Source organism: Streptomyces xiamenensis, assembly GCF_000993785.3.
GTDB classification, from domain to species: domain Bacteria; phylum Actinomycetota; class Actinomycetes; order Streptomycetales; family Streptomycetaceae; genus Streptomyces; species Streptomyces xiamenensis.
In genome coordinates this window covers 4443165-4470072 of sequence record NZ_CP009922.3, presented here as the reverse complement: position 1 = coordinate 4470072, position 26908 = coordinate 4443165, and the positions used below count along the sequence as shown (strand labels likewise).

At 72.8% G+C, this 26908-nt stretch carries 21 protein-coding genes; 9 read left to right on the top strand and 12 right to left on the bottom strand.

Annotated features, from left to right (window positions below; genetic code table 11):
* Positions 1-41: 41 nt before the first annotated feature.
* Genes SXIM_RS20725 through SXIM_RS20715 form a run of 3 tightly spaced genes read right to left on the bottom strand, consistent with a single transcriptional unit; the run spans position 42 to position 3414 of the window.
* On the bottom strand, positions 42-1235 hold the full coding sequence (locus SXIM_RS20725; RefSeq protein ID WP_053116268.1) for a M24 family metallopeptidase: 1194 nt from the start codon (positions 1233-1235) through the stop codon (positions 42-44).
* A complete protein-coding gene (gene meaB, locus SXIM_RS20720) occupies positions 1232-2209 on the bottom strand; it encodes a methylmalonyl Co-A mutase-associated GTPase MeaB (protein WP_030733637.1) in 978 nt (325 codons plus the stop codon). The genes SXIM_RS20725 and meaB overlap by 4 nt, the downstream gene beginning before the upstream one ends.
* A complete protein-coding gene (locus SXIM_RS20715; protein ID WP_174864331.1) occupies positions 2206-3414 on the bottom strand; it encodes an acetyl-CoA C-acetyltransferase in 1209 nt (402 codons plus the stop codon). Before SXIM_RS20715 ends, meaB begins: the two co-directional genes overlap by 4 nt.
* Positions 3415-3580: 166 nt before the next feature.
* On the opposite strand from SXIM_RS20715, the gene mce reads away from it, so the two are divergent.
* The 7 genes from mce (at position 3581) to SXIM_RS20680 (ending at position 13052) form a co-directional block, all read left to right on the top strand.
* Positions 3581-4033, top strand: a complete 453-nt coding sequence (gene mce, locus SXIM_RS20710; RefSeq protein ID WP_046724850.1) for a methylmalonyl-CoA epimerase — start codon at positions 3581-3583, stop codon at positions 4031-4033.
* A 184-nt stretch (positions 4034-4217) separates the two neighbouring features.
* Positions 4218-7715 (top strand): large Ala/Glu-rich protein, encoded by a 3498-nt coding sequence (locus SXIM_RS20705; protein WP_046724849.1) that lies wholly within the window; start codon positions 4218-4220, stop codon positions 7713-7715.
* Between the two features lie 324 nt (positions 7716-8039).
* The gene (locus tag SXIM_RS20700) at positions 8040-8981 is read left to right on the top strand and encodes a coiled-coil domain-containing protein (RefSeq protein ID WP_030733631.1); all 942 of its coding nucleotides are present in this window, start codon (positions 8040-8042) and stop codon (positions 8979-8981) included.
* Positions 8982-9075: 94 nt separating this feature from the next.
* Positions 9076-10083 carry an ABC transporter ATP-binding protein gene (locus SXIM_RS20695; RefSeq protein ID WP_046724848.1) on the top strand — a complete coding sequence of 336 codons (1008 nt, stop codon included), beginning with the start codon at positions 9076-9078 and terminating at the stop codon, positions 10081-10083.
* A 3-nt stretch (positions 10084-10086) separates the two neighbouring features.
* Entirely contained in the window at positions 10087-10854 is a 768-nt protein-coding gene (locus tag SXIM_RS20690) for an ABC transporter permease (RefSeq protein ID WP_046724847.1), read from the top strand.
* 72 nt (positions 10855-10926) lie between these two features.
* On the top strand, positions 10927-11967 hold the full coding sequence (locus SXIM_RS20685) for an ABC transporter ATP-binding protein (protein WP_046724846.1): 1041 nt from the start codon (positions 10927-10929) through the stop codon (positions 11965-11967).
* Positions 11964-13052, top strand: a complete 1089-nt coding sequence (locus SXIM_RS20680; RefSeq protein WP_174864330.1) for an ABC transporter permease — start codon at positions 11964-11966, stop codon at positions 13050-13052. The genes SXIM_RS20685 and SXIM_RS20680 overlap by 4 nt, the downstream gene beginning before the upstream one ends.
* 18 nt (positions 13053-13070) lie before the next feature.
* Here the strand turns inward: SXIM_RS20680 and SXIM_RS20675 are convergent, their stop codons facing one another.
* Positions 13071-13400, bottom strand: coding sequence for a hypothetical protein (locus SXIM_RS20675; protein ID WP_030733627.1), 330 nt, complete (start codon positions 13398-13400; stop codon positions 13071-13073).
* Positions 13401-13562: 162 nt separating this feature from the next.
* On the opposite strand from SXIM_RS20675, the gene SXIM_RS20670 reads away from it, so the two are divergent.
* Positions 13563-14678 carry an LLM class flavin-dependent oxidoreductase gene (locus tag SXIM_RS20670; RefSeq protein WP_046724845.1) on the top strand — a complete coding sequence of 372 codons (1116 nt, stop codon included), beginning with the start codon at positions 13563-13565 and terminating at the stop codon, positions 14676-14678.
* On the opposite strand, the gene SXIM_RS20665 is transcribed toward SXIM_RS20670, so the two are convergent.
* Positions 14647-15039 (bottom strand): SCO5389 family protein, encoded by a 393-nt coding sequence (locus SXIM_RS20665; protein ID WP_030733625.1) that lies wholly within the window; start codon positions 15037-15039, stop codon positions 14647-14649. The genes SXIM_RS20670 and SXIM_RS20665 overlap by 32 nt on opposite strands.
* A gap of 268 nt (positions 15040-15307) precedes the next feature.
* Between SXIM_RS20665 and nucS the strand changes: the two genes are divergently transcribed.
* A complete protein-coding gene (nucS, locus tag SXIM_RS20660; protein WP_030733623.1) occupies positions 15308-15979 on the top strand; it encodes an endonuclease NucS in 672 nt (223 codons plus the stop codon).
* A 61-nt stretch (positions 15980-16040) separates the two neighbouring features.
* Here the strand turns inward: nucS and SXIM_RS20655 are convergent, their stop codons facing one another.
* The 7 genes from SXIM_RS20655 to SXIM_RS20625 all read right to left on the bottom strand — a co-directional run bounded on the left by SXIM_RS20655 (position 16041) and on the right by SXIM_RS20625 (position 26897).
* The gene (locus SXIM_RS20655; RefSeq protein ID WP_046724844.1) at positions 16041-18473 is read right to left on the bottom strand and encodes an ATP-binding protein; all 2433 of its coding nucleotides are present in this window, start codon (positions 18471-18473) and stop codon (positions 16041-16043) included.
* Positions 18474-18781: 308 nt separating this feature from the next.
* Complete coding sequence (locus SXIM_RS20650; RefSeq protein WP_030733620.1) at positions 18782-19075, bottom strand: STAS domain-containing protein; 294 nt, start codon at positions 19073-19075, stop codon at positions 18782-18784.
* Between the two features lie 164 nt (positions 19076-19239).
* On the bottom strand, positions 19240-20088 hold the full coding sequence (locus tag SXIM_RS20645; protein ID WP_030733619.1) for a 3-hydroxyacyl-CoA dehydrogenase family protein: 849 nt from the start codon (positions 20086-20088) through the stop codon (positions 19240-19242).
* A 203-nt stretch (positions 20089-20291) separates the two neighbouring features.
* On the bottom strand, positions 20292-22277 hold the full coding sequence (locus SXIM_RS20640; RefSeq protein WP_046724843.1) for a cellulase family glycosylhydrolase: 1986 nt from the start codon (positions 22275-22277) through the stop codon (positions 20292-20294).
* Positions 22278-22321: 44 nt separating this feature from the next.
* On the bottom strand, positions 22322-24823 hold the full coding sequence (locus SXIM_RS20635; protein ID WP_046724842.1) for a beta-glucosidase family protein: 2502 nt from the start codon (positions 24821-24823) through the stop codon (positions 22322-22324).
* Positions 24820-25863: an ABC transporter ATP-binding protein gene (locus SXIM_RS20630; protein WP_046724841.1), complete on the bottom strand. Its 1044-nt coding sequence runs from the start codon at positions 25861-25863 to the stop codon at positions 24820-24822. Before SXIM_RS20630 ends, SXIM_RS20635 begins: the two co-directional genes overlap by 4 nt.
* Complete coding sequence (locus tag SXIM_RS20625; RefSeq protein ID WP_030733614.1) at positions 25860-26897, bottom strand: ABC transporter ATP-binding protein; 1038 nt, start codon at positions 26895-26897, stop codon at positions 25860-25862. The genes SXIM_RS20630 and SXIM_RS20625 overlap by 4 nt, the downstream gene beginning before the upstream one ends.
* Positions 26898-26908 lie beyond the last annotated feature (11 nt).

Below are 26908 nucleotides of genomic sequence, written 5' to 3'. Positions count from 1 at the left end.
CGCGGAATGACCGCCGGGCGCGCGCCGCGCCCGGACGCGGCTCACTCCGGGTGCGGTGTCCGGGTGAGGACCTCGCAGCCGTCCTCGGTGACCAGGGCCGTGTCCGAGAAGGCGTACGTGCCCAGCGGCGTGTCCAGCAGCCAGGACTGGATGTGGAAGGTCATGCCCGCCCGCAGCTCCATGGTGTTGCCGGGGCGCAGGGTGCGGGTGCCGCCCATCCAGCCCGGCGGGAAGCCGATGCCGACCAGGTAGCCGCAGTGGTGGCGCTCGTACGGGATGCCGGTGGCCCTCTCGATGACCGCGCGCCAGGTGTGGAAGACGCGCTCGGCGGTGGCGCCCGGGCGCAGCGCCGCGCACAGCGCGTCCATGGCGGCGCGCGAGGTCTCGGCGGCCCGGCCCCCTTCCGGGGCGCCGGATCCTGGGGCGGGGCGCAGCCGGGCGAGGGGGGCGTGGTAGCGGCCCCTGGCGGCGGAGAGTTCGAGGAAGACGCCGTCGCCCGGTCCCAGTCGCCGCCGTGACCAGGTGAGGTGTTCGCGGTCGAGGCGGCCGGTGTCGCGCACCAGCGGGGCGAAGGCGGGGAGGTCGCCGCCCGCGGTCAGCATGGCCGCGTAGACGGCGGCGGCGATCTCGTGTTCGCCCGCTCCGGCGCGGGCGGCGTCGAGACCGGCGGTCATGGCGGTGTCGGAGAGCCGGGCGGCTTCGCGGACGCGGGTGATCTCGCGGGGGGTGTGGACGGCGCGCTGGCCGCCCAGCAGGTCCTGGCAGTCGGTCCACAGGATGCCCGCCGACGTCCGCAGCCGGTCCCAGGCGGTGGGCGGCAGGCTGAGGGAGTCGGCCTGGTAGCCGACGACGGGGGCGTCCGGCAGGAGCGGGGTGAGCGCCTCCAGCAGGGCGTCGGCCGGGTCGCCGGCGTCGTCGTAGCCGTGGTGCGCCACGCCGTGGGTCTGGGCGAGGGCGGTGGGGGTCTCCATGGCGCGTTCGAGCAGCACGGGCCTGCCGTACAGCGGCACCAGCAGCGCGGTGAGCGCGAAGTGGCCCTGGTGGTCCAGGCCGCACAGATAGTGGATGTCCTCGGGCGCCGTGACGAGCAGGGCGTCGAACCCGCGCCGTTCCATGGCGGCGCGCGTGGTGAACAGCCGCTGCGCGTACTCCTCGGCGGGGAAGGCCGGCTCGGCGAGGGTGGCCGGTCCGCTCGCGGGACCGGCCACCCCGTGGGCGGCGGGGTCCGCCGTCACCGGCCGGTCACCTCCGCCAGCAGGGCGTCGGCCGCCGCGTACGGGTCGAGGTCGCCGGCGACGATGCGGGCGGAGAGGGCGGCCAGGCGGCGGTCGCCGCTCAGGTCGGCGATGCGGGCGCGCAGGGCGGTCAGCGCGACGGTCTCGATCTCCTTGGCGGCGCGGCGGGTGCGGCGGGCGGTGAGTTCGCCGTGTTCCTCCATCCAGGCGCGGTGTTTCTCCAGCGCCGCCACCACGTCGTCCACGCCCTCGCCGCGCGCCGCGACGGTCTTGGTGACGGTGGGGCGCCAGTCGCCGGGGCCGCGCGGGGCGCCCAGGCCCAGCATGTGGTTGAGCTCGCGCACGGTGGCGTCGGCGCCGTCCCGGTCGGCCTTGTTGACGACGAACATGTCGCCGATCTCCAGGATCCCGGCCTTCGCGGCCTGGATGCCGTCGCCCATTCCGGGCGCGAGCAGCACCACGGTGGTGTCGGCCTGGGAGGCGATCTCCACCTCCGACTGCCCGACGCCCACGGTCTCCACCAGGATCACCTCGCAGCCTGCCGCGTCCAGCACCCGGACCGCCTGCGGGGCCGCCTCGGCGAGGCCGCCGAGCCGGCCCCGGGTGGCCATGGAGCGGATGTAGACGCCGGGGTCGGAGGCGTGGTCGTTCATCCGTACCCGGTCGCCCAGCAGCGCGCCGCCGGAGAACGGGGAGGACGGGTCGACGGCCAGCACCCCGACCCGTTTCCCGGCCCGGCGGTAGGCCGTGGTGAGCGCGGAGGTGCAGGTGGACTTGCCGACGCCGGGCGAGCCGGTGAGCCCGATGACGTACGCGCCGCCGCTGTACGGGGCGAGGGCCGCCATCACCTCGCGCAGCTGGGGGGCGCCGCCCTCCACCACGGAGATCAGCCGGGCCACCGCGCGCGGGTCGCCGCGCCGGGCGCGGGCCACGAGATCGGGTACGTCCACGGTGCGTGCCCCCGCCCCGCTCATCGGCGCGGCACCCGCAGGATCAGCGCGTCGCCCTGGCCACCGCCGCCGCACAGGGCGGCGGCACCGGTGCCGCCCCCGCGGCGGGCGAGTTCGAGGGCGAGATGGAGGACGATCCGCGCCCCGGATGCCCCGATCGGGTGACCCAGGGCAATCGCTCCGCCATTCACATTCACCCTTTCGTGGCCAATCCCGAGATCCTTCATTGACTGGGCCGCCACGGCCGCGAACGCCTCGTTGATCTCCACCAGATCCAGGTCGCCGGCCTCCAGCGACTCCTTGCGCAGCGCGTGCAGGATCGCGTTGGAGGGCTGCGAGTGCAGCGAGTTGTCGGGACCGGCCACATTGCCGTGCGCGCCGATCTCCGCGATCCACTCCAGGCCCAGTTCCTCGGCCTTCGCCTTCGACATGACCACCACGGCCGCCGCGCCGTCCGAGATCTGCGAGGCGGAACCCGCGGTGATCGTCCCGTCCGGGCGGAACGCGGGGCGCAGCCGCCCCAGCGACTCCTGGGTGGTCTCCGGACGGATGCCCTCGTCCTCCTCCACGATCACCGGCTCGCCCTTGCGCTGCGGAACCGGCACCGGAGTGATCTCCTGCGCGAAGAGTCCGTTCTTGCGGGCCTCGGCCGCCCGCTGGTGGGAGGCCGCCGCGAGGGCGTCCTGCTCGGCGCGGCCGATGCCCAGCCGGATGTTGTGCCGCTCGGTGGACTCCCCCATGGCGATGCCCTCGAAGGCGTCCGTCAGCCCGTCGTGCGCCATCGCGTCCAGCATCTCGATCGCGCCGTACTTGTAGCCCGAGCGCGACTTCGGCAGCAGATGGGGGGCGTTCGTCATGGACTCCTGGCCGCCCGCCACGATCACGTCGAACTCGCCGGCCCGGATCAGCTGATCGGCCAGCGCGATGGCGTCGAGCCCCGACAGGCACACCTTGTTGACGGTCAGCGCGGGGACGTTCATCGGGATGCCGGCGTGCACGGCGGCCTGCCGCGCGGGGATCTGACCCGCCCCCGCCTGGAGGACCTGGCCCATGATCACATACTGCGCCTGGTCACCGGAGATCCCCGCCCGCTCCAGGGCCGCCCGGATCGCGAAGCCGCCCAGTTCGGCCCCGCTGAAGTCCTTGAGCGAGCCGAGCAGGCGCCCCATGGGGGTACGGGCTCCCGCGACGATCACGGAGGTGACGGGGGAAGCGTTGGCAGACATCATGCGGCTCCTTTGCCCTGGAACATGTCCTCGCGAACCTGCCGTCGTGAACGCGCGTTCACATCACGGTGTAGTCACTGTACGCAGCGCCCCCTCCACCGGTCACCGTCACGGAAATGTGACGGTGGGCACGTTGCGTGGTCACCGCGCGTGGCGGTGCACTGGACCCATGCTGACGCGTATCGATCACATCGGAATCGCCTGCGCCGACCTGGACGCCACCGCCGCGTTCTACCGCGCCACGTACGGCTTCGAGGTCTTCCACACGGAGGTCAACGAGGAACAGGGGGTACGCGAGGCCATGCTGCGGATCAACGGCACCGACGACGGCGGGGCCTCCTGGATCCAGCTCCTCCAGCCCCTGGACCCGGAGAGTCCGGTCGGTAAATGGCTGGCGAAGAACGGTGAAGGAGTGCATCACATCGCCTTCGGCACCGCCGACGTCGACGCGGACGCCGAAACCGCCAGGCAGGCAGGGGTACGGGTGCTCTACGACACCCCCCGCACCGGCTCCATGGGCTCCCGGATCACCTTCCTGCACCCGAAGGACTGTCACGGAGTGCTCACAGAACTGGTCACCGCCGCCCCTCCCAAGGGTGTTGAAGGCCCCTCGGGCCACTGACGCAGGCTGCCCCGGCCGGTAGAGTGGCCGAGCCGGGGCATGGGGATCACACCTGACGCCCTTTCCCGGCGAACAACTCCGACCGGCGGCGACCCGTACTGGCGCTCCACTCCACGCTCCGCACGGACAGCGGCCGGACCCGGATCACCCTTAACCACGACCAGGGGACGGATGGGACCGCGCGGTGCGGGGCTACGACAGCGTGCAGGCTGACGACCACCTCTCTCGTTTCGAAGCCGAGATGGAACGGCTGAAGAAGGAACGGGAGAAGGCGGTCGACCATGCCGACGACCTCGGCTATCAGGTCGAGGTGCTGCGCGCCAAACTGCACGAGGTGCGCCGCGTGCTCGCCGTGCGACCCGCCTACGCCGACCCGGCCGGCCACGCCGAGCAGGTGCTGCGCAACGCCCAGCACCAGGCCGACGCCATGCGGGTGGAGGCCGAACGCGAACTGCGCGAGGCCAGGAGCCGCTCGCAGCGGGTGCAGCAGGAGCAGTCCGAGGCGCGCGCCCGGCTGGAGGGCGAACTGCACGCCGAGGCGGTCGCCCGCCGCCAGCGCCTGGACGAGGAGCTGGCCCAGCGCCGTTCCACCGTCGAATCCCACGTCAACGAGAACGTCGCCTGGGCCGAGCAGCTGCGCGCCCGTTCCGAGGCGCAGGCCCGCCGGCTCATGGAGGAGACCAGGGCCGAGCACGAGCGCACCATCGCGCAGGCCCGCTCCGAGGCGCACCGGCTGACCGAGGAGTCCCGGCAGCGCGCCGTCATGGAGGAGCGCACCGCCCGCGCCGAGGCCGAGGACCTGCTGCGCCGGGCCCGCGCGGACGCCGAGCGGCTGCTGGCCCAGGCCACCACCCAGGCGCAGGAGGCCACCGAGAACGCCGAGCGGCTGCGCACCGCCACCGCCCAGGAGGCGGAGACCGGGCGGCGCGAGACCACCGCGCTGGTCCGCAAGGCCGAGGAGCGTCTGGAGCAGGCCAAGTCGGTGCTGCGCACCGCCAAGGAGGACGCCGAGCAGCTGCTCGCCGAGGCCACCGAGGAGGCCGAGAAGCGGCGGGCGGCCGGCGAGAGCGAGTACGAGCAGCGCTCCGCGACGGCCAAGGCCGAGGTCGCCCGGATGGTCTCCGAGGCGACCCGGGACGCCGAGCGGCGCCGCGCCGAGGCCGAGCAGGTGCTGGCCGACGCGCGGGCCAAGGCCGAGCAGCTGACGTCCGAGGCCGCGGAGGAGGCCCGTTCCAAGGCCGCCGAGGAGTACGCGGCGCAGCTCGCCGAGGCCGCCCGCACCGCCGAGGAGGTCCTGAACAAGGCCGCCAAGGAGGCGCAGGAGACCACCAAGGCCGCCACCGAGGAGGCCGAGCGGCTGCGCGAGAGCGCCGAGGCGGAGGCCGACCGGCTGCGCGCCGAGGCCCACGACGTGGCCGAGCAGCTCAAGGGCGCCGCGCAGGACGACACCAAGGAGTACCGCGCCAAGACGGTCGAGCTTCAGGAGGAGGCGCGGCGGCTGCGCGGCGAGGCCGAGCAGTTGCGTGCCGAGGCCGTCGAGGAGGGCGAGGCCATCCGCGCCGAGGCCCGCCGCGACGCCGCGTCCCGGATCGAGGAGGCCGCCGCCTCCGCCGAGGAGCTGCTGGCCCAGGCCAAGTCGGACGCCGAGGAGACCAGATCCGGCGCCACCGCCGAGAGCGAGCGGGTACGCACCGAGGCCATCGAACGCGCCACCGCGCTGCGCAACCAGGCCGAGCAGGCGCTCACCAGGGCGCGCGCCGAGATCGAGACGCTGACCACCGAGGCCGTCGAGGCGGCCGACCGCACCACCAAGGACGCCGAGGACGCCGCCCGCAAGCTGCGCGAGGAGACCAAGGAGGCCGTCCGCGCCGAGCGGGAGGCCGCCCAGGCCGAACTCGACCGGCTGCGCGAGGAGGCCGGGAGCCGGGTCGCCGCCGCCGAGGAAGCGCTGGCCGAGGCCAGGGCGGAGGCCGAGCGGCTGCGCGCCGAGGCGGGGTCCGAGGCGGAGCGGCTGCGCGCCGAGGCCGCCGAGCGGATCCGGCAGCTGACCGAGCAGGCCGAGGCCGCCGCCCAGCAGTTGCGGGACGAGGCCGCGGCCGACGCCGCCCGGGCACGCGCCGAGGGCGAGGACTACGCGGTACGGCTGCGCGGCGAGGCCACCGCCGAGAGCGAGCGGCTGCGGCAGGAGGCCGAGATCGCCGCCGACCGGGTACGGGAGCGGGCCGCCGCCGCGGCCGAGCGCACCGCGACCGAGGCCGCACAGGCACTGGCCGCCGCCCAGGAGGAGGCCGCCCGGCTGCGCGCCGAGGGCGAGCGGCAGCTGGCGGAGGCGCGCGACGCCGCGCACCGGGAGCGGGCGCAGGCCCGCGAGCAGAGCGAGGAGCTGCTGGCCGCCTCCCGCGCCAAGGTCGACGACGCCGAGCGGCGTGCCGAGACCCTGGTGGCCGCGGCCGAGCACAAGGCCCAGCGGGAACGCGACTCGGTCGCCGGGCTGCGCGAGGCCGCCGAGGCGGAGATCGCCACCCACCGCGCGGAGGCCGAACGCGAGGTGGCCCGTGTGCTGCGCGAGTCCGCCGAGGAGAAGGAAGCCGCCTCGGCGCTGGCCGAACACACCGTCAAGGAGGCCATCGCGGAGGCGGACCGGGTCCGTACCGAGGCGGAGGCCGCCGCCGAGCGGACCCGTGCGGACGCCGACGCGCTCGCCGACAGCGCCCGCCAGGAGGCCTCCCGCAAGCGCAGCGAGGCCGCCGCCCAGGCCGACGAGCTGCTCTCCAAGGCACAGGAGGAGGCGCAGCGGATCAGCGCGGACGCCGACGCGCTCGCCGACAGCGCCCGCCAGGAGGCCTCCCGCAAGCGCAACGAGGCCGCCGCGCAGGCCGACGAACTGCTCTCCAAGGCACAGGAGGAGGCGCAGCGGATCAGCGCCGCGGCCGAGGAGCAGTCGGACACCATGGTCGGTGTCGCCCGCAAGGAGGCCGAGCGGCTCATCGCGGGGGCCCGGGAGAGCGGCAGCGAGCTGGTGGAGACCGCCCGCGCCGACGCCAACACGCTGCTGGAGGAGGCCCGCCGGGACGCCGCCGCGATCCGCGAGCGCACCGAGGAGCTGCGCTCCCGGGTCGAGGCGGAGGTCGAGGCGCTGCACGACCGGGCCCGCCGGGAGTCGGCCGAGCAGACCAGGGCCGCGGGCGAGCGCGTCGACAAGCTCATGCGCGCCGCCGACGAGCAGCGGGCCGAGGCCCGCCGGGCGGCGGAGAAGCTGCTGGAGGAGGCCAACTCCGAGGCGGGCAAGGTCCGTATCTCCGCGGTGAAGAAGGCCGAGGGGCTGCTGAAGGACGCCGAGCGCAAGCGCTCCGAGGTGCTGCGCGAGGCGCAGAAGGTACGCGCCGACGCCGACCGGGACGCCAAGCGTGCCGTCGAGGAGAGCAAGCGCGAGCTGGAGAAGCTCAGCCGCCGGCGCGAGGACATCAACGCCGAGATCTCCCGGGTCCAGGATGTGCTGGCGGCACTCGATTCCTTCGGGGAGCCCAAGAGCGCCGCGAAACCGGGCGGGAAAACCTCCGGCGGCGGTGGCAAAAGCGGTAAGGGGTCCGGTGGTTCGGGCGGGCACGGCCCGCTCGGCACGGTGACGGCCGGCGCCGGCTCCGCGCCCCGGCCCGGCGGCGGAAAACCCTCCCGGGGCTGAACCGCCATGAATCCCTCACCACTCGATCGAGCGTTTGGGGCGAACATTCTCCACACCAAAGCCCGGATCCACTCGAAGACACGCCGCTTCGCCCCCTAGGATTGCTGAACGCCCAGGCCTATCCCCTGGGCCTGGCCGGGTGGTCTTCTCGGATCAGCCGGCGGCGTCGGGTGCGGTGCATCGCGAGGCGCCGGATCTCCCCCGTACGGCATGTACTCGGGAATCCGGTCACCCAGCGAGGTGCCGCGGCCGGCGTCGCGGGCCCGAGAAGACCACGCGGCCAGGCCCGAATCTGACGCACCCGTCTGAATCGACAGGAACCCCATGAGCGACACTTCCTCCCCCTTCGGCTTCGAGCTCGTGCGGCGCGGCTACGACCGCGGGCAGGTGGACGACCGGATCACCAAGCTCGTATCGGACCGCGACAGCGCGCTGGCCCGTATCACCTCTCTGGAAAAGCGGATCGAGGAGCTGCACCTCGAAACGCAGAACGCCCAGGCCCAGATCACGGATTCCGAGCCGTCGTACGCCGGTCTCGGCGCCCGTGTCGAGAAGATCCTGCGCCTTGCCGAGGAAGAGGCGAAGGATCTGCGCGAGGAGGCCCGCCGGGCCGCCGAGCAGCACCGCGAGCTGGCCGAGGGCGCCGCGCAGCAGGTGCGCAACGACGCCGAGGCCTACGCGCAGGAGCGCAAGGCCAAGGCCGAGGACGACGGCGCCCGCATCATCGAGAAGGCCGAGGACGACGCGGCCGCCACCCGGGCCGAGGCCGACAAGAACGCCGCGGCCAAGCGGGAGGAGGCGGACGCCCTCTTCGAGGACACCCGCGCCAAGGCCGCGCAGGCCGCGACCGACTTCGAGACCAACCTGGCCAAGCGCCGCGAGCAGTCCGAGCGCGACCTGGCCTCCCGCCAGGCCAAGGCCGAGAAGCGGCTCGCGGAGATCGAGCACCGCGCCGAGCAGCTGCGCCTTGAGGCCGAGAAGCTGCGCACCGACGCGGACCGCCGGGCCCGCCAGACGGTGGAGACCGCCTCTCGCCAGGCGGACGACATCGTGGCGGACGCGAACGCGAAGGCCGAGCGGATCCGTACCGAGTCCGAGCGTGAGCTGGCGGCGCTGACCAACCGTCGCGACAGCATCAACGCCCAGCTGACCAACGTCCGCGAGATGCTGGCCACCCTGACCGGTGCCCAGATCGCGGCGGTCTCGCTGGACGACGACGAGGACGAGGGCCTGAGCAAGGGCGTCCCCGCCCAGCAGTCCCGCTGACCCCTCGCGCACCGCGCACGGCAGCATCACCTGAACGGCGCAGCCGCCGCCGCCCCACCGGGCGGCGGCGGCTGCGCCGTTCTAGCGTCGATCCATGATCGAGCTGGCGGGGCTGACCAAGCGGTACGGCGGGAAGACGGCCGTGGACGATCTGACGTTCTCGGTACGGCCCGGCATCGTCACCGGCTTCCTGGGCCCGAACGGGGCGGGCAAGTCCACGACGATGCGGATGATGCTGGGCCTTGACCACCCCACCAGTGGTGAGGTCCTCATCGACGGCGAGCGGTATGACCGGCTGCGCGATCCGCTGCTGGCGATCGGGGCGCTGCTGGAGGCGAAGGCCGTGCACCCGGGCCGTACCGCGTACAACCATCTGCTGTGCCTGGCGCAGAGCAACGGCATCGCGCGCGAGCGCATCGATGTGGTGCTGGATCTGGTGGGTCTTGGCGCGGTGGCCCGCAAGCGGCCCAAGGGGTTCTCGCTGGGCATGGGGCAGCGTCTTGGCATCGCGAGCGCGCTGCTGGGCGATCCGCGGATCCTGATGTTCGACGAGCCGGTGAACGGGCTCGACCCGGAGGGCATCCACTGGATCCGCAATCTGATGAAACGACTGGCCGCCGACGGCCGTACGGTCTTCGTCTCCAGCCATCTGATGAGCGAGATGGCGCTGACGGCGGAGCACCTGGTGGTGATCGGTCAGGGCAGGCTGCTCGCCGACACCTCGATGGCGGACTTCATCCGGGAGAACTCCCGCAGCTTCGTCCGGGTGCGCGGTCCCGAACCCGAGCGGCTGCGCGCGGTCCTGGAGCGGACCGGCGGCGGGGTCACGGTGACGGAGACGGCGGAGGGCGCGCTGGAGGTGGAGGGCACCGAGGCGGCCCGGATCGGTGAGCTGGTGGCCGGTCAGGGCCTGGTGCTGCACGAGCTGAGCCCGCAGCAGGCCTCGCTGGAGGAGGCGTTCATGCGGCTGACGCACGGCTCGGTGGAGTACGAGGCGCACAACGGCGGCGAGGGGCCCGGTGCGCCGGACCCGCCCGGGGCGCCGCCGGCCGCCGGTGGCTGGGGCGCGCAGTGGGACTCCCGGCGCGGAAAGGGCGAGTGAACCATGGCACAGACGGCCCGGGCACTGCGCTCGGAATGGACCAAGATCCGCTCGGTGAGGTCCACGGTGTGGACGCTGACCGCCGCCGTGGTGGTCACGGTGGCGCTGGGCATCCTGCTCAGTCTGGTGGTGCGCAACACCTTCACGGATCTGTCGGCGCGGGACCAGCTGACCTTCGACCCCACCCTGACCAGCTTCGCCGGGATGATTTTGGGTCAGCTGGCGATGATCGCGTTCGGCATCCTGGTGGTCTCCAACGAGTACAGCACCGGCATGATCCGGGCCTCGCTGGCGGCGGTGCCGCAGCGCGGTGTGTTCATGGCCGCGAAGCTGGCGGTGGCCACCGTGCTGGCGCTGGTGGTGGGCATGATCACCAGCTTCGCCGCCTTCTTCACCGGCCAGGCGGTGCTGGGGCAGTACCGTACGACGCTGGGCGCGCACGACGTCCTGCGGGCGGTGATCGGCGGCGGGCTCTACATGGGCCTCATCGCGCTGTTCGCGATGGGGGTCACCTGGATTCTGCGCAGTCCGATGCTGTCGTTCGGGATTCTCATCCCGTTCTTCTTCATGATCTCCAGCATTCTCTCCAGTGTGAACGCCACGAAAAAGGTCGGTGACTATCTCCCGGATGTCGCGGGGCAGCGGATCATGGCCGTGGTGGACACCGGCGACCGTCCATACGGGCCGTGGGGCGGAATGCTCATCATGCTGCTGTGGGTGGTCGCCGCGCTGCTCGCCGGATACGGGGTGCTCAAGAAGCGGGACGCCTGAGCCCGGCGGGAACCAGAAGGGCCCCTGCCGTGGTCTTAGTGCGGAACAACCGACCGAGCAGGGGCACCCAGCATGATCGAGGCCGTCGGCCTGACGAAGAGCTATGGCTCGAAGACAGCCGTGTACAACCTTAATTTCCAGGTCCAACCGGGGAAGGTCACCGGATTCCTGGGCCCGAACGGCGCCGGCAAATCGACCACCATGCGGATGATGCTGGGCCTTGACCGGCCCACCAGCGGCACGGTGACGATCGCCGGCCACCCCTACCAGCGGCTGCCGAACGCGCCGCGCCAGGTCGGTGCCCTGCTGGACGCCAACGCCAAGCACGGCGGCCGCAGTGCCCGCTCCCATCTGCTGTGCCTGGCGCAGCTGTCCGGGATACCGGCGAGCCGGGTGGACGAGGTGCTGGGCATCGTCGGCCTCCAGCAGGTGGCGGGCAAGCGCTCCAAGGGCTTCTCGCTGGGAATGGGCCAGCGGCTGGGCATCGCGGGCGCGCTGCTGGGCGATCCGCAGGTGCTGCTGTTCGACGAGCCGGTGAACGGTCTGGACCCGGAGGGCATTCTGTGGGTCCGCAATCTGATGAAGCGGCTGGCGTCCGAGGGCCGCACCGTCTTCGTCTCCAGCCATCTGATGAGTGAGATGGCGCAGACCGCCGACCATCTGATCGTGATCGGGCGCGGCCAGCTGATGGCCGACCAGCCGGTGGCGGACTTCATCGCGCACAACTCCACCGGCTTCGCCCGGGTGCGCACCCCCGACGGCGAACCGGAGGCGCGGGAGAAGCTGACGCGGGCGCTGGCCCAGGCCGGCGGCCAGGTGCTGCCCGAACAGGACGGCGCGCTGAAGGTCATCGGCGTGGAGCTGCCCAGGATCAGCGATCTGGCGCACGCGGCGGATGTCCGGCTGTGGGAGCTGTCGCCGCACTCGGCCTCGCTGGAGGAGGCGTACATGCGGATGACGCAGGGCGCGGTGGACTACCGCTCGACCGACGACCCGCGCGCCGCGGCCGCCGCGGCGGCGGCGATGGCGCAGCAGCAGCCGCAGTTCGCCCCCGGCCCGCACGTTCACCAGCAGCCCGCTCAGCCCGCGTACACCCCCGAGGACGCCCGATGACCACCCCTCCCCCGCCGCAGCACACCCCCCATCAGGCTCCGCCGCAGCAGCCGCCGCAGCCCTACGCGCCGCCGCAGGGGCAGCCGTACCAGCAGCAGCCTCCGCAGCCGTACCAGCAGGGCCCGGTTCCCCCGCAGGCGGCTGCGCACCAGCAGCCCCCGGCGTCGCCGCAGGGACAGCCGCACCAGCAGCAGCACCACCAGCCCTCGCAGCAGCACGCGTACCAGCAGCAGCCGGCCGGGTACGCCTCGGCGATCCCGGTGCGCAGCGCGCACCTGGGCCACGCTCTGCTGTCGGAGTGGACCAAGATCCGCACCGTGCGCTCCACGATGTGGACGCTGGCCGTCATGTTCGTGCTCACGGTCGGCATCGGATCGCTGTTCGCGCTCGCCCTCAGCGGTGAGGAGTATGTGGGACTGCCGCTGCTGTCCGGCACCTTCTTCGGGCTGATGCTGGGCCAGATCTGTGTGATGACCCTCGGCGTGCTGGTGATCAGCTCCGAGTACGGCACCGGCATGATGCGCACCACCTTGACCGCGAGCCCACAGCGGGGCCGGGTGCTGCTGGCCAAGGTGCTGGTGTTCTTCGCCGTCTCCTTCATCATGACGCTGCTGGCCACCGGGCTGAGCGGGCTGATCCAGTCCTCGCTGCTGGGCGATCAGACGACGGCCGACCGCTACATCGAGTCCTACATGGAGACGTCGATCGAGAACGGCACCGTGGTGGCCACCGGCGAGCACTGGATGGACGCCACCGTGGGCGCGGCGCTGTTCGTCTCGCTGCTCGGTGTGCTCGGCCTGGCCATCGGCGCCCTGCTGCGGCACTCGGCGGGTGCCATCACCACGATGATGGCGCTGGTCCTGGTACCGCTGATCGCCGCCATGTTCATGTTCGGCGAAAGCCTCGCCTCGCTGCGGGAGTTCCTGCTGGAGTACTCGGCGCTCAACGGTCTGGCAACCCTGTTCGGCATGCCGATGGGCAACGAGGACGCGATGTCCGGCTGGGGCCTGCTGGGCGTGCTGGCCGCCGTCACGGTGGCGGCGCTGATCGCCGCCTACGCCAAGCTCACCACGACCGACGCCTGAGCAACGCGCCGCGCCGGCTCAGTGCCGCGGCGCGTTGCGGGACCGCTGGGTGCGCACGCCCCGGCGGTCCCGCGCCTCCCAGCACGAGCGGTGCCAGTGCCGCCGGTCGTCCACCGCCCCGGCCCGCGGCCAGCTCACCACGTGCGGCACCCCGGGCGGAATCTCCTGATCGCAGCCGGGGCAGCGGTAGTGCTTGACCGCGGCGCCCCCGCTGATCCGGCGCACCACCCACTCCTCGCCCCGCCAGTCCTCGGTGCTCTCCAGGCCGTACCGGTTCCCGCCCTCTTCCTCGCCTGACCGGCGAGCGGGCTGCTGCTGACCGCGTGAGCGGTTGCGACGCGGGGACACGTTCAACACCTCGGAGTGGATCGGCACCGTCCTGGGGACAAAGTCTACGCATCCCCCCGGCCGGGAGATCATCGGAAAAACCTCCCGCTGGACCGTGCCTTTGGCACGTGTCAGGCGTTAATGCCCACAGGGACGGAGCTCCACCGGACGAAGGGCAGGACCATGCGGATTGGCACCTTTGTACTCGCCGGCCAGTACCCCGGGCAGTCGGAGAGCGAGGCCCTGCAGCGCGCCGTGCGCTCCGCCGAGGTCGCCGAGGAGGCCGGGCTCGACGCGGTCTGGCTCGCCGAACACCACTTCGTGCCGTACGGGCTGTGCCCCTCGGCGGTGACCCTGGCCGCGCTGCTGCTGGGCCGCACCCGGCGGATCGGGGTCGGCACCGCCATCTCCGTCCTGCCCACCGCCCATCCGGTGGCCCTCGGCGAACAGGGCGCGCTGCTGCACCTGCTCACCGACGGACGCTTCACCCTGGGGGTGGGGCGGGGCGGGCCGTGGGTCGATCTGGAGGTCTTCGGTGCCGGGGCCGACGCGTACGAACGGGGCTTCCCCGAATCACTGGACCTGCTGCTGCGCTGGCTGGGCGAGCGCGAGGTCGGCGCGGACGGCGACCGGTACCGCTTCCGCGAGGTCTCGGTGGTCCCCTCGGTGTGCGGCGCCGGCCCACCCGTGGTGGTGGCCTGCACCTCGCCCGGCACCGTACGGCTGGCCGCCGAGCGCGGACTGCCGATGCTGCTGGGCATGCACATCGGGGACGAGGAGAAGGCGCAGATGGTGGGCCTGTGGCGCACCGCGGCGCGGGAGGCGGGGGTAGACGGCGAGGTCATCGCCACCGCCGGCCATGTGTCGGCTGGGGTGGCGCAGGTCGCCGACAGCCACACCGAGGCCGTGCAGACACTGCGCCGGACACTGCCCGGCTGGCTGCGGCAGGGGCTCGCCGCGCACCGCACGCTGGACGGCGCACAGCGCCGGATGCGGGACCCGCTCGCCTACACCGAGCTGCTGTGCGAGCTGCACCCGGTGGGTACCCCCCAGCTGTGTGCGGACCGGCTGGCGGCCACGGCGGAGCGTACCGGCATCAGCCGTTTCGCCCTGGTGGTGGAGGGCTCGGGCCAGACGGGGGCGACGGAGCACAATGTGCGGCGGCTGGCCGCGGATGTGGTGCCGCTCCTCCCGACACCCCCGGGAGGAGCGGCAGCACCCGGCGGTCCGGCCAGTGCCTCAGCCGGGCCGTCCGTGGCGCCGGTGTTCAGCAATCACGCAGCTCCGGCGACTGGTTGAGCAACTGCCCGCGTACCGAGGTGAACTTCTCCAGCCGGTCGTCGGCGGAGGCGTCGAGCGGGAACACCGCGACCCGGTGGCAGTTCTGGAAGGCCAGGCGGACGCCGAAGTGCCGCTCCAGGGCGCCGCGAATGGCATCGGAGGCGAGGGCGCGCAGCAGTTGGCCACGGGCCTGCTCATCCGGCGGCGGTGTGGTGTTGTCCGCGAACTCACCGCCGTCCACCTTGAGCTGGGCCACCAGGGAGCTGATCATCTGCCAGGCGAAGGGAAGGGAGGTTCGGACGCAGTCGACGAAGTCGGCCTCGTCGACCTCGCCTCGCTCGGCCTGTTCGAGCAGCGCCGGTGAGACGTCGAGCGACATGGATCTCTCCTTTCGCAGCCCCGGGAGGGGCCGGGCGAACGGGACACAGGGGCCCCGCCACCACCGCCACCGCGTCTGAACCGAGGTGTACCCGGACGGCGACGCCCCCTGAGGACCACCGTATGCCTCCTGACCCGCACACGTCAGTGGAATGAGCGCATAACCGGCCACTCACCGGATCCCAAGAATCCCTCCCATACCGTCAGCCATCGCCTGCCCCGAGGACCACGTCGCGCGCTGCCCCCGCGGCCCGGTAGCGTGATCGACCATGCGTCTCGTCATTGCCCGCTGTTCCGTCGACTACGCCGGCCGGCTCACCGCTCACCTTCCGTCCGCGCCCCGGCTGATCCTCGTCAAAGCGGATCAGTCCGTGTCGATCCATGCCGACGACCGGGCCTACAAACCCCTGAACTGGATGTCGCCGCCGTGCGTGCTCAAGGAGAGCGACAGCAACGGTCACACCGTGTGGACGGTGGAGAACAAGGCAGGCGAAAAACTCATCATCACCATGGAGGAGGTCTTGCACGACTCCTCCCACGAGCTCGGGGTGGACCCCGGCCTCATCAAGGACGGGGTGGAGGCGCACCTCCAGGAGCTGCTGGCGGACCGCATGGAGACGCTCGGCGAGGGCTGGAGCCTGATCCGGCGGGAGTACCCGACGGCGATCGGCCCGGTTGACATCCTGGGCCGGGACGCGGACGGTACGACGGTGGCCGTGGAGATCAAGCGGCGCGGGGAGATCGACGGGGTCGAGCAGCTGACCCGCTATCTGGAGCTGCTGAACCGGGATCCGCACCTGGCGCCGGTGAAGGGTGTGTTCGCGGCGCAGGAGATCAAGCCGCAGGCGCGGGTGCTGGCCACCGACCGCGACATCCGGTGCGTGACCCTGGACTACGACGGGCTGCGCGGCATCGAGGACGACAAGCTGCGGCTGTTCTGACGGGCGGGAACGGGGGCGGGGCGGGACGGATCACCGGATCCGCCCCGCCCCGTTCGCCGTCTCAGGCCGTGGTGCTCGCGCTCGGCGAGGGGTCGGGGTCCTCGGTGGGCGGGGGCGAGGAGGCGGTGGTGTTACCCGCCGAGCTGTCGCCCGCGGCACCGTCGGTGGGGTCACCGTCGTCGCCGCCCGCCGGGTCTCCGGAGTCACCGCCGCCGCCGGCCGCGTCCTCCCCGCCGCCGTCCGTCTCGCCGGTGCCGCTGTCCGCGCCGCCGTCCTGACCGGCGTCGGCGCCGCCGTCACCGGGGCCGGAGCCATTGCCGTTGGAGGCGCCCCCGTTGCCGCCGGGGCCGCTGCCGCCGGGACCGCTGCCCGCGCTGCCGCCCGTGGCCGGGTCCTGGCTGGTGGGCGGGGGCGGCTCCGGGCTGCCGGTGGCGCTGCCGTTGTCCGGGGTGCCGCTGGTGGAGGGGTCCACCGGCTCGCCGGTCTCCGGGTCGGTGGGGGTCTCCTGCGGCGGTTCCCCGGTCTCCGGGTCCGCGTCGGCGGTGGGGGTGCCGGGGTCGGTGGAGGGCTCCTCGCTCTCCTCGGCCGGCTCCCGGTCCCGGTCGGTGACCACCGGGCGGGTGGTCCGCTCGTCCTCGGGCCCGCCGGGGTCCTCGTCCGAGGACATGCCGAGCGCGACGACGGTGCCCAGCACACCGATGAGCAGGACCCCGGCGCCCGCCGCGGCCATGGTGCGGCGTCCGCTCCGGCCGCCGTCCCGGGCGGGGCGCGGCCCGGCCGGCTGTTCGCCGTGCGGCATGAGCGGGGGCAGGACGGCCGTCAGTTCGCCGGTGGCGGCCAGGTCGGCGTGGCGCGGGATGGCCTGGGTGCCGGCCTCGTCCGGGGCCTCCTCGCGGACCGGCGCGGCGGGCAGGCCCAGCGGCGGGGTGGTGGCGCCCAGCGCGGTGGGGGTGGGTCCCGCGGTCAGCGCGGGCGGTCCCGACAGGTCGCGGACCAGGGCCAGGGCGCGGCGGCCGGCGGTCACGCCGCCGGCGTCGGCCAGGACGCCGCGCAGCGCTATCGACGCCTCAAGTTCGGCACGGGCCCGGTCCAGGCGGCCCTCGCAGATGGCGTGGATGCCCAGCTCGTGGTGGAAGTACGCCTGCTGGTCGACCTCGCCGGCCGCGCGGGCGGCCTCCTGGCCCGAGCGCAGTACGCGTTCCCACACCGACCAGCGGCCGGCGGCGGCCAGGGTCGGGGCGGCGCTGTGCGCGAGGTTGGCGGCGGCGGCGGAGTGGCCGCCGCGGTGGGTGGCCTGGATGACGGCGAGCAGGACGTCGCCCTCGGCGGCGGCGCGGGCGGCACCGACGGAGGGGTCCACCAGCCACCAGGTGTAGTGCTGGGCGGTGGCCAGGCCACGGGAGCCGGCGCCTTCCTCGAAGCCGATGGCGGCCAGCGCGGGTGCCACTCCCTCGGCGAGGCGCAGCCGCCCGCCGGCGGCGGTGAGCAGCCCGGTCTCGGCGAGTCGCTCGTGGCCGGTGACGGCGCCGCCGGTGAGGGCGGGCAGTTGCTCGGGGCCCGGCAGTTCACCGGCGAGGGCGACCGCGAAGCGCAGGGTGTCCCGGTCGGGGTCCGGCAGCGCGGCGGCCAGGGAGGCGATGAGCATCTCCTCCTCCGGCAGCGGTCCGGTGGGGGCGCCGGAGGCGGCGGTGAGGTCGCGGGCGCGCAGCAGGGCGGCGGCCTGGACGAAGCGGCGCGGGCGGCCCTCGGAGGCGATCCACAGGTCGGCGGCCCAGTCGGTCTCCGCGTCGGTGAGCGGGCGGGCGGCGGCGAACTCCAGGAGTTCCAGGGCGGCGGTGCGGCTGAGTCCGGAGAGGAAGACCTCTTCGATCCGGGAGGTGCTGGTGGGGGCCGTGGTGCCGGGGTGGGCGGAGAGCAGGAAAGCGCACTCGGGGGTGGCGTCGAGCAGTTCGTCCAGGGCGGTGCCGCCGAAGTCGATGTCGTCGACGATGACGACGGCGCCGATCTCGCGCAGTCCGGCGTGCAGTTCGGTGGGTCCTGGCCGGTAGCCGGGGGTGTGCCGGACGGCGGCGTACAGCTCGTGCTGGAGGTCGGAGGGGGTGCGGCGGTGGCCGCTGAGCCGGATGACGCCGTCGGGGGCGAGTTCGGCGCAGTCCTGGGCGAGGGCGTTCAGCAGCGCGGTGCGGCCGGTTCCGGTGGGCCCGGTGAGGCGGACCGAACGGCCGCGGGCCAGCAGCCGGTAGAGGCGGCGGCGTTCCTCCTCGCGTTCCAGCAGGGGCGGGGCCAGCGGGTCGCGGGTGGTGTCCTGGCCGGTGCCTCTGGGCGCCTTGCGCGGGGATATGGGGCGCCGGCCGGGCGGGCAGGAGGCGATCTCGCTGCCGTCCACCGGGTTGATGGTCAGCAGGAAGTCGCCCGCGACCAACTCGGTGGTGCGTCCGGTGCCTCCGGGCTCCCGGGGCTGGTCACCGTGCGGGGCCGGCTGGCTGGACTCCATCAATGTGTCCTCTGGGTGCGGCGGGGGCGGGATGGGGTGCGGCGGGGACGCCGGGCAGCTTCCACGCTACTGGCCCGGCTCCACCGGCATGGTAGGCGGCCCCGCGCACCGGCCTCATCCGTCCCGCCGGACCCGGGCGTCCCGGACGTCTCGGGCGTCGCGTGGCGTGCGTGGCGTCGTGGCGGAGCCGCCGGGGCGGCCTCCTCCCGGTGTCGCGGGGCTGTGCGACCCGTGAACCGTGACCGTGACCGGTGGTGTGATCGGTGACCCGTGACCGGTGATCGGTGCCCCGTGATCCGGGAGGAGGCTCAGGACGCGATGGTCAGGATGCGGTGCAGCCGGGTGGCCACCAGGACCCGCTGCATTTGCGGGGGCACATCGCGCAGCACCAGCCTGCGGCCGCAGCGGCCGGCCCTGCGGTGCACCCCCATGATGACTCCGAGACCGGTCGCGTCCCAGGAGTGCAGGGCCTTCAGATCGAGCACGAGATCCCCCTGCCCGGAGTCGACGGCGTCGTGCAACGCCGTACGGGCGTCCGCGGCGCTGCGGACGTCCAGGCGGCCTTCGACGACCAGCTCAGCGTGGTCGCCTTTGATGTGCATATAACACTCCCCGGAATTGCTTTCGTGTTGACTTCAACTGTCTCTCCACCTGACGGCTTCTATCCCCCGTCCGGTTGCCCTGGGTGAGGGATCTGCGGCGAATTCACCCATGGGGGTGAGTGTGCGCCTACCGCGGCCCGCGGCCCCCGCCCGCCCGAACCGGGTCAGTAGCTGTGGAAACCGCGCCCGGTCTTGCGGCCCAGGTCACCGGCGTCCACCATGCGGCGCATCGACTCCGGCGGGGCGAACTTCTCGTCGCGGGACTCGGTGTAGATGTTCTCGCTGGCGTGGGTGAGGACATCGACACCCGTCAGATCGGCGGTGGCCAGCGGGCCCATGGCGTGGCCGAAGCCCAGCTTGCAGGCGATGTCGATGTCCTCGGCGGTGGCCACGCCCGACTCGTGCAGCTTGGCGGCCTCCACGATGAGCGCGGAGATGAGGCGGGTGGTGACGAAGCCCGCCACGTCACGGTTGACGACGATGCAGGTCTTGCCGGCGGACTCCGCGAACTCCCGGGCGGTGGCCAGGGTCTCGTCGCTGGTGTGCCGGCCGCGCACCAGCTCGCACAGCGCCATCATCGGCACCGGGGAGAAGAAGTGGGTGCCCACGACGCGTTCGGGGCGGGAGGTGGCGGCGGCCAGCTTGGTGATGGGAATGGCCGAGGTGTTGGAGGCCAGCACGGTGGTGTCCTTCACCAGGCCGTCCAGGGTGGCGAAGATGTCGCGCTTGATGTCGGCCTGCTCGAAGACGGCCTCGACGACGAGATCGGCGTCGGCGGCGGCGTCGAGTTCGGTGCCGGTGCTGATGCGCCCGAGCGTGGCCCCGGCGTCCTCGGCGCTGATCCTCCCCTTGGCCGCGAACTTCTCCAGCGACGCCTCGATGCCGCCGCGTCCCCTGGCCAGTGCCTGCTCGGTGGTGTCCACCAGCGTCACGGTCCAGCCGCCCTGGGCGGCGACCTGTGCGATGCCCGAGCCCATGAGTCCGGCTCCGACGACGGCGAGGTTCCTGGCCACGTGTGATCTCCTTTGATCCTCAACGGCGACCCCCGGAGGGTCGCGTTCCCGGGGACCCTAGACCTTAGTGTCCGTCAGGTACCCCGTGGGGATGAAGAGACGCGCATCACGCCGGGGCCCCCGGTGCGGCGGATGCCGTACCGGAGGCCCGTGGTGCGGGTGGTTCGGATGGTGCCGCAGATGTGGGTGGGGTCGGTGTGTCGTCAGTTCCGCCGGGTCAAAGAAGCCCCGGCGAGGCAGAAGGTGTACGGCTGGGCCTGGCCGCCGAGCTGGAAACGCAGCCGGGCGGCGTCCAGTGAGTCGGTGGGGCTGAAGACGTAGGTGTAACGCTGCTCCTCGCCGGTGAGCCGGGGATAGGCGTCCAGTTGGGTCGGATGCGGGAAGTCGGTGCTCTCGACGGCGGCGCGTACGGTGTGCGCCGCCGGTGCCGAGGTGCTGGCGGTGAAGCTCAGCGCGTACTGGCCGCCGCTGGTGAGCGGGATGTTGTCCTGGCCGATCAGGGCGTCCCAGGTCTGGGTGGTGCCGCCGGCCACCGCCGTGCACAGCTCACCGCCCGCCGGGGTGCCGGGGGTGGCCCGGCCGATGCTGTACCAGGGGTCGAGACCGGCCGCGAAGTCTCCGTTGACCAGCAGTTCCTCACCGGTGCCGGGGTCGGTGCCGTCGGCAGGCTCGAAGAGCACCGCGTCGGCGATGGTGTAGCCGGGGCTGTCGGCCGACAGGGTCAGCTTCTGTCCGGCGCCCGCGGTGAAGTCGTACGTGCCCAGCAGCCCCCAGTCGCAGCCGCCCGTGCGCTGATCGACCGTCAGCGCGGCGGTGCCACCGGCGTGGGTGATGCTCACCGGGGCGGCCGCGGTGCGGTTGCTGTTGGGGGACCACCACAGGTAGACGTTGTAGCGGCCGGAGGCGGGCAGGTCGGGGGTGAAGGTCGCGGTCTTGGCGGAGGCGGTGCCGGAACCGTCGTGCTTGTAGTCGACGCCGTGGAAGCCGTGCGCGGTGTCGGCCGTGGTCCAGTCGCCGCTGTCGCTGTAGCCGGGCGAGGTGTTGTCCACCACGATGCCCGTCCGGGACGGCGGCACGCCCAGATCGTCGCCGGCGCCCGGCGGGTTGTCGGTGCCCGGCTGGTTGTGGTCCTTCAGCTGGCCCAGCCAGTCCTTGACGAACTGGCCCTGGTGGTCACCGCCCAGCAGATTCCAGTTCTTGTCGAACATCTGGGGCTTCCAGTAGTTGTCGAAGACCCAGGCGGTCCAGCTGATCCAGGGGCGCTCGTCCAGATAGTTCCGCAGTCCGTTCCCCCAGCACTTGGTGGTGCCCTGGGTGACGGCCGGGTCGGTGAACTCACCCGCCGGGTTCCAGCCGAACTCGGTGAGGATCACCGGGATGGACCGGGACGCGTTGCCGAACTTCTGGTCGAGGTTGGCGACGCTGGAGGGCCCCTGGTTGGGATAGAGGTGATAGACGTACGCCGTGTTGGCGTCGTCGATCGGGTCGGCGGCGGCCTCATTCACCATGGTGGACCAGTTGGGGCTGCCCATCAGGATGAGGTTGTCCGGGGCCACCTGCCGGATGGAGTCCACCACCGGGGTGATGTAGCTCTTCCAGGTCGCCCAGTTGGTGGGCGCCAGCGGCTCGTTGTACACCTCGAAGATCACATTGGGGACGCCGGCGTACCTGGGCGCGACATAGTCCCAGAACTCCTTGACGATGGACTGCGGAACGCCGCCGTTGCCGTCGCCGTAGTTCTGCACCCGGTGGAAGTCGACGATGACATAGATGCCGAGGTCGATGGCCTGCTGGACATACGGGTCGACATGCCGGGCGAAGTTCTCCGCCAGCGGCAGCGAGTCGTTCGGCGCCCATTCGGTCACCGGCAGCCGCAGCACCTTGGAGTGCCAGCCTCCCCCGGCCGCGTCCACCGACATGTCGATGAGTTCGGAGATGGGCTTGGGGTTGCAGTCGCCGCACTCGGCGTTGTGGCGCGGGGCCAGCACCGAGACCCCGCGCAGGGTGACGGGACGGCCGTCCTCGTCCCGTATCTGGTTGCCGTCGACGGACAGCCACTGGATGGCGTCGGCGGCGGGCTGCGCGGCGGGCTCCCCGGCGCGCGCGGCGGAGGCCGGGCCGGCGAGGAGAGTGAGCGGGATGGCGAGGGCGGTCAGGGTTCTCAGAAGCTTCTTCGCTGTACTGAGCACGCGGCTCTCCTTGTGGAGTGGGGGGTGTGTGCCGGGTGGTGCGGTCACGCCTCCTCTTTTGTGATGGTCAGATCGACGGCCAGCGGCAACTGCCGGCTGTCGAAGCCGAGGTGGGCGCGGAAGACGCCGGGTTCGGTGCGCCAGCCGCCTCCCCCGGACTCCGTCCGGGAGGTGCCCCCACCAGCCCAGTGCTGGAAGGCGCGGGCCGGCAGCGGCAGGGTGACGGTGGTCTCCTCACCGGCGCCCGCGCGTACCGGTGCGAAGCCCGCCAGCCAGCGCACCGGGCGGTCGATCGCCGACTGCGGACGGGAGAGATAGACCTGGACGACCTGCTTGCCGGCCCGGGCGCCGGTGTTGCGTACGGTCGCGGTCAGCTCCGTACCTTCCGCGTGCGCGCCGGTCAGCTCCCAGTCGGTGTAGCCAAGACCGAAGCCGAAGGGGTACGCGGGTTCGGTGCCGGCCTTGAGCCAGGCGCGGTAGCCGAGGTGGATGCCCTCGGTGTACGGGAGCGCGCCGTCGCGCGGGGTGGTGTCGAGGACGGGTACGTCCCTCTCGCTCTTCGGCCAGGTGGTGGGGAGCCGGCCGCCGGGCTCGCGCAGGCCCAGCAGCACGTCGGCCAGCGCGTGGCCGAACTCCTGGCCTCCGAACCAGGTGAGCAGGATCGCGGCCACCTCATCGCGCCAGGGCAGCAGTACGGGGGCACCGGAGTTGACAACGACCACGGTGCGGGGGTTGACGGCGGCGACCGCGCGTACCAGTTCGTCCTGGCGGCCCTGGAGGGCGAGAGTGGTGCGGTCGAAGCCCTCGCTCTCCACCTCGGCACTGGTGCCGACCACCACGAGAGCCACCTCGGCGGCGCGGGCGGCGGCCACGGCGTCCGCGATGAGCCGGTCACCGTCGGCGGTCACCAGGTCGAAGCCGGCCACCAGGGTGACGCCGGACTCGGGGCCCTCGCGCTCCGGGATGGTCAGCTCGACGGTGAGATCGAGCGCGTTGCCCTCGGTGAGCTCGACGGCCGTGGAGACGGTGGGCGGGGCCACCAGGCCGCCGCCGAATTCCTCGCCGTCGTGGATCAGCTCGGTGGCGACCGCCTCGGTGCCGTCGAGCAGCAGCCGCAGCCGCCCGGCGGTGGCGACACCGATCCGGGCCGGGCCGCTGTATGTGGGGGTGTAGCGGGTCCGCAGTTCGATGCGGGTGGCGTCCGCGAGCCGGGCGGTGCCCAGACGTACCAGGTTGGCGTCCCGGCGGCGTTCGTCGATGACGACGGTGCCGTCCGCGCGGCGGGCGACCAGTCGGACCCCGCGCTCCCCGCTCACCGGGTCGGTCAGGTCGGTGCCGGCGAACGGGGCGATGCCGCGCTGCGCCTCGGCGCCGATGTGCCAGCTGATGTCGGCCCCCGGCAGGGCGGCGCGCAGCCCGTCCAGCGGGGAGATCACATGGTCGGGCTCGACGGAGGCGCTGCCGCCGCCCTGGGTGCGGGCCAGATACGCGTTGTGCCCGATGACGGCGACGGAGCTCAGGGAGCCCGGCGCCCAGGGGAGTTCGGCGCCCGCGTTGCGGACCAGCACGATGCCTTCGGCGGCGGCCTCGCGGGCCAGCGCCGGGCCGTCCTCGGCTGCGGGCGGGGCGGTGACGGCGGGGGTGAAGCCGTCCAGGGCGCCGACCCTGGCGGCCATCCGCAGGATGCGCAGCACCTTCTCGTCGATGTCGGCCTGCGGCACCCGCCCTTCGCGTACGGCGGCCACCAGCTTCTCGCCCCACGGTCCGTCGGGGCCCGGCATCACCAGGTCCTGGCGGGCGAGTGCGGCCGGTTCTGTGGTGCGGGCGGCCCACCAGTCGGAGCAGACCACGCCGTCGAAGCCCCATTCGCCGCACAGGGGTTCGGCGAGCAGCGGGTTCTCGGTCATGGTGGCGCCGTTGACCGAGTTGTAGGCGGACATCACCAGCCAGGGCCGCTCGTGGACCACGGTGTCCTCGAAGGCGGCGAGATACACCTCGCGCAGGGTGCGCTCGTCGATCCGGGCGTCGTAGGTGAAGCGGTCGGTCTCGGAGTCGTTGGCGACGTAGTGCTTGGGCGTGGCGCCGACGCCGCCGGCCTGGACGGCGCGGACATAGGCGGCGCACAGCCGGGAGGTGAGCAGCGGGTCCTCGGAGTACGCCTCGAAGTGCCGGCCGCCCAGCGGGCTGCGGTGCAGGTTGATGGTGGGGCCGAGGACCACGTCGGCGCCCATCCGGCGGGCCTCCACGGCGAGGACGGCGCCGTAGCGGCGGGCCAGATCCGGGTCCCAGGAGGCGGACAGGGCGGTGGCGGAGGGCAGGTTGAGGGCGGAGAAACGGCCGTCCCAGCTCTCGCCGCGGATGCCGCTCGGGCCGTCGGAGACGACGATGCGGCGCAGGCCGATGGCGGGTTCCGCGTGCAGGCTCCAGCTGTCGGCGCCGGTCAGCAGCCGGACCTTCTGCTCCAGTGTGAGCCGGTCGGCGAGGGCGCGCAGCGCGGCGGTGTCGGTCGCGTCGCTGGTGGCGGGGGTGGTGGTGCGGGGCGTCATGGTGTCGGGGCTCCTGTCGGTTCGACGCCGGTCAGTTCGAGTGCGGTGGTGCGGTGGCAGGCCGCCAGCCGGCTGTCCCCGGTCCCGGCCAGGGCCGGTGGCGCTCCGGCGATGTCGCAGACGCCGGGGACGGCGTAGCGGCAGCGGGTGTGGAAGGAGCAGCCCTTCGGCGGATGGGCGGGGTCGGGCAGGTCGTCGGTGAGCCGGATGCGGCGCCCGGTGTCGCGCAGCCGGGGGTCGGGGCGGGGCACGGCGGACAGCAGCGCCTCGGTGTACGGGTGGTGCGGCCGGGAGTACAGCTCGCCGGTGTCGGCCACCTCGGCGATCTTGCCCAGGTACATCACGGCCACGCGGTCACAGACGCTTTCGACGACGGACAGGTCGTGGGAGATGAAGAGGTAGGTGAGACCCAGCTCTTCCTGGAGGTCGCGCAGCAGATTGAGGATCTGGGCGCGGACGGAGACATCGAGGGCGGAGACGGGTTCGTCGGCGATGACCAGGCGGGGGCGCACGATGAGGGCGCGGGCGATGTTGACGCGCTGCCGTTCGCCGCCGGAGAAGGCGTGCGGGTAGCGGTGCAGATAGCGGGGGGAAAGGCCGACACGGCGCAGCATCGCCGCGACGCGGTCCTCCAGTTCGCCGCCGGTGGCGATGCCGTACGAGCGCAGCGGGTCGCCGATGATCTGGAGCAGCGTCATGCGGGGATTGAGGGAGGAGAAGGGGTCCTGGAAGACGACGCGGACCTCGCGCCGGTAGTCGCGCAGGGCGGCGCCGGAGAGGGTGGCGACGTCGACGGAGGTGCCGTCCGCGCGGCGGTAGGCGACACGGCCGGCCGTCGGGGCGAGGATCCGGGCCAGGGAGCGGCCCAGCGTCGTCTTGCCGCAGCCGGATTCCCCGACCAGGCCCAGGGTCTCGCCCTCCTTGACGGCCAGGTCGATGCCGTCGACGGCCCGGATGTGGCCCGTGGTGCGCCCCAGCAGCCCGCGCTTGACGGGGAAGTGGACCCGTACCCCTTGCACGTCGAGCAGCGGCGCGCTCATGCGGGTGCTCCTTCGGTGCGCGGGGCGTGCAGAACGCAACGGACCCGGCGGTCGGGCGCGGTAGGGACCTCGGGTGGTTCGGCGGTGTCGCACAGCCCGGGGCGGGCGCGGTCGCAGCGGGGGTGGAAGGGGCAGCCCGCGGGGCGTTCGGAGGGGTGCGGGACGTTGCCGGGGATGGTGGTGAGCCGCTGTCCTGTGCCGGCGCCCATGCGGGGGACGGAGCCGAGCAGGGCGCGGGTGTAGGGATGCTGCGGGTCGTGGAAGATCGCGTCGACGGGCCCCTGTTCGGCGACCCGGCCCAGGTACATGACGACGACCTCGTCGGCGATCTCGGCGACCACGCCGAGGTCGTGGGTGATGAAGAGGACGGACATGCCGGTGTCGGCCTGGAGTTCGCGGAGCAGGTCGATGATGCGGGCCTGGGTGGTGACGTCCAGCGCCGTGGTGGGTTCGTCGGCGATGAGCAGGGCGGGGTCGCAGGCCAGGGCGATGGCGATCATGGCGCGCTGGCACATGCCGCCGGAGAGCTGGAAGGAGTAGGCGTCCATGCGTTCCTCGGGGCGCGGGATGCCGACCTTGCGCAGCAGGTGCACGGCGCGTTCGCGGGCGGCGGCGCGGCCCAGCGGCAGATGGAGCCGGATGGCTTCGGTGAGCTGGTCGCCGATGGAGTACATGGGGGAGAGCGCGGCCATCGGCTCCTGGAAGACCATGGCGATCTCGCCGCCCCGCACGGCGCGCAGTTCGGGTCCTGTGGGGTCGAGGGCAGCGAGGTCGACCGGGTGTTCGCGGCTGCTCGGGTGCCAGTGGATGGTGCCGGCCTCGATGCGCCCGGGTTCGTCGACGAGGCCAAGGACGGAGCGGGCGGTCATGCTCTTGCCGCAGCCGGATTCGCCGACCACGCAGACGATCTTGCCGCGCGGCACGGTGAAGCTGACGCCGTCGACGGCGCGTACGGTGCCCTCCCGGGTGTGGAAGTGGGTCTTCAGCCCGGCGATGTCCAGCAGGGGGGTCTGTTGTGTCGGTGGAGTCGTCATGGTCCTGCTCC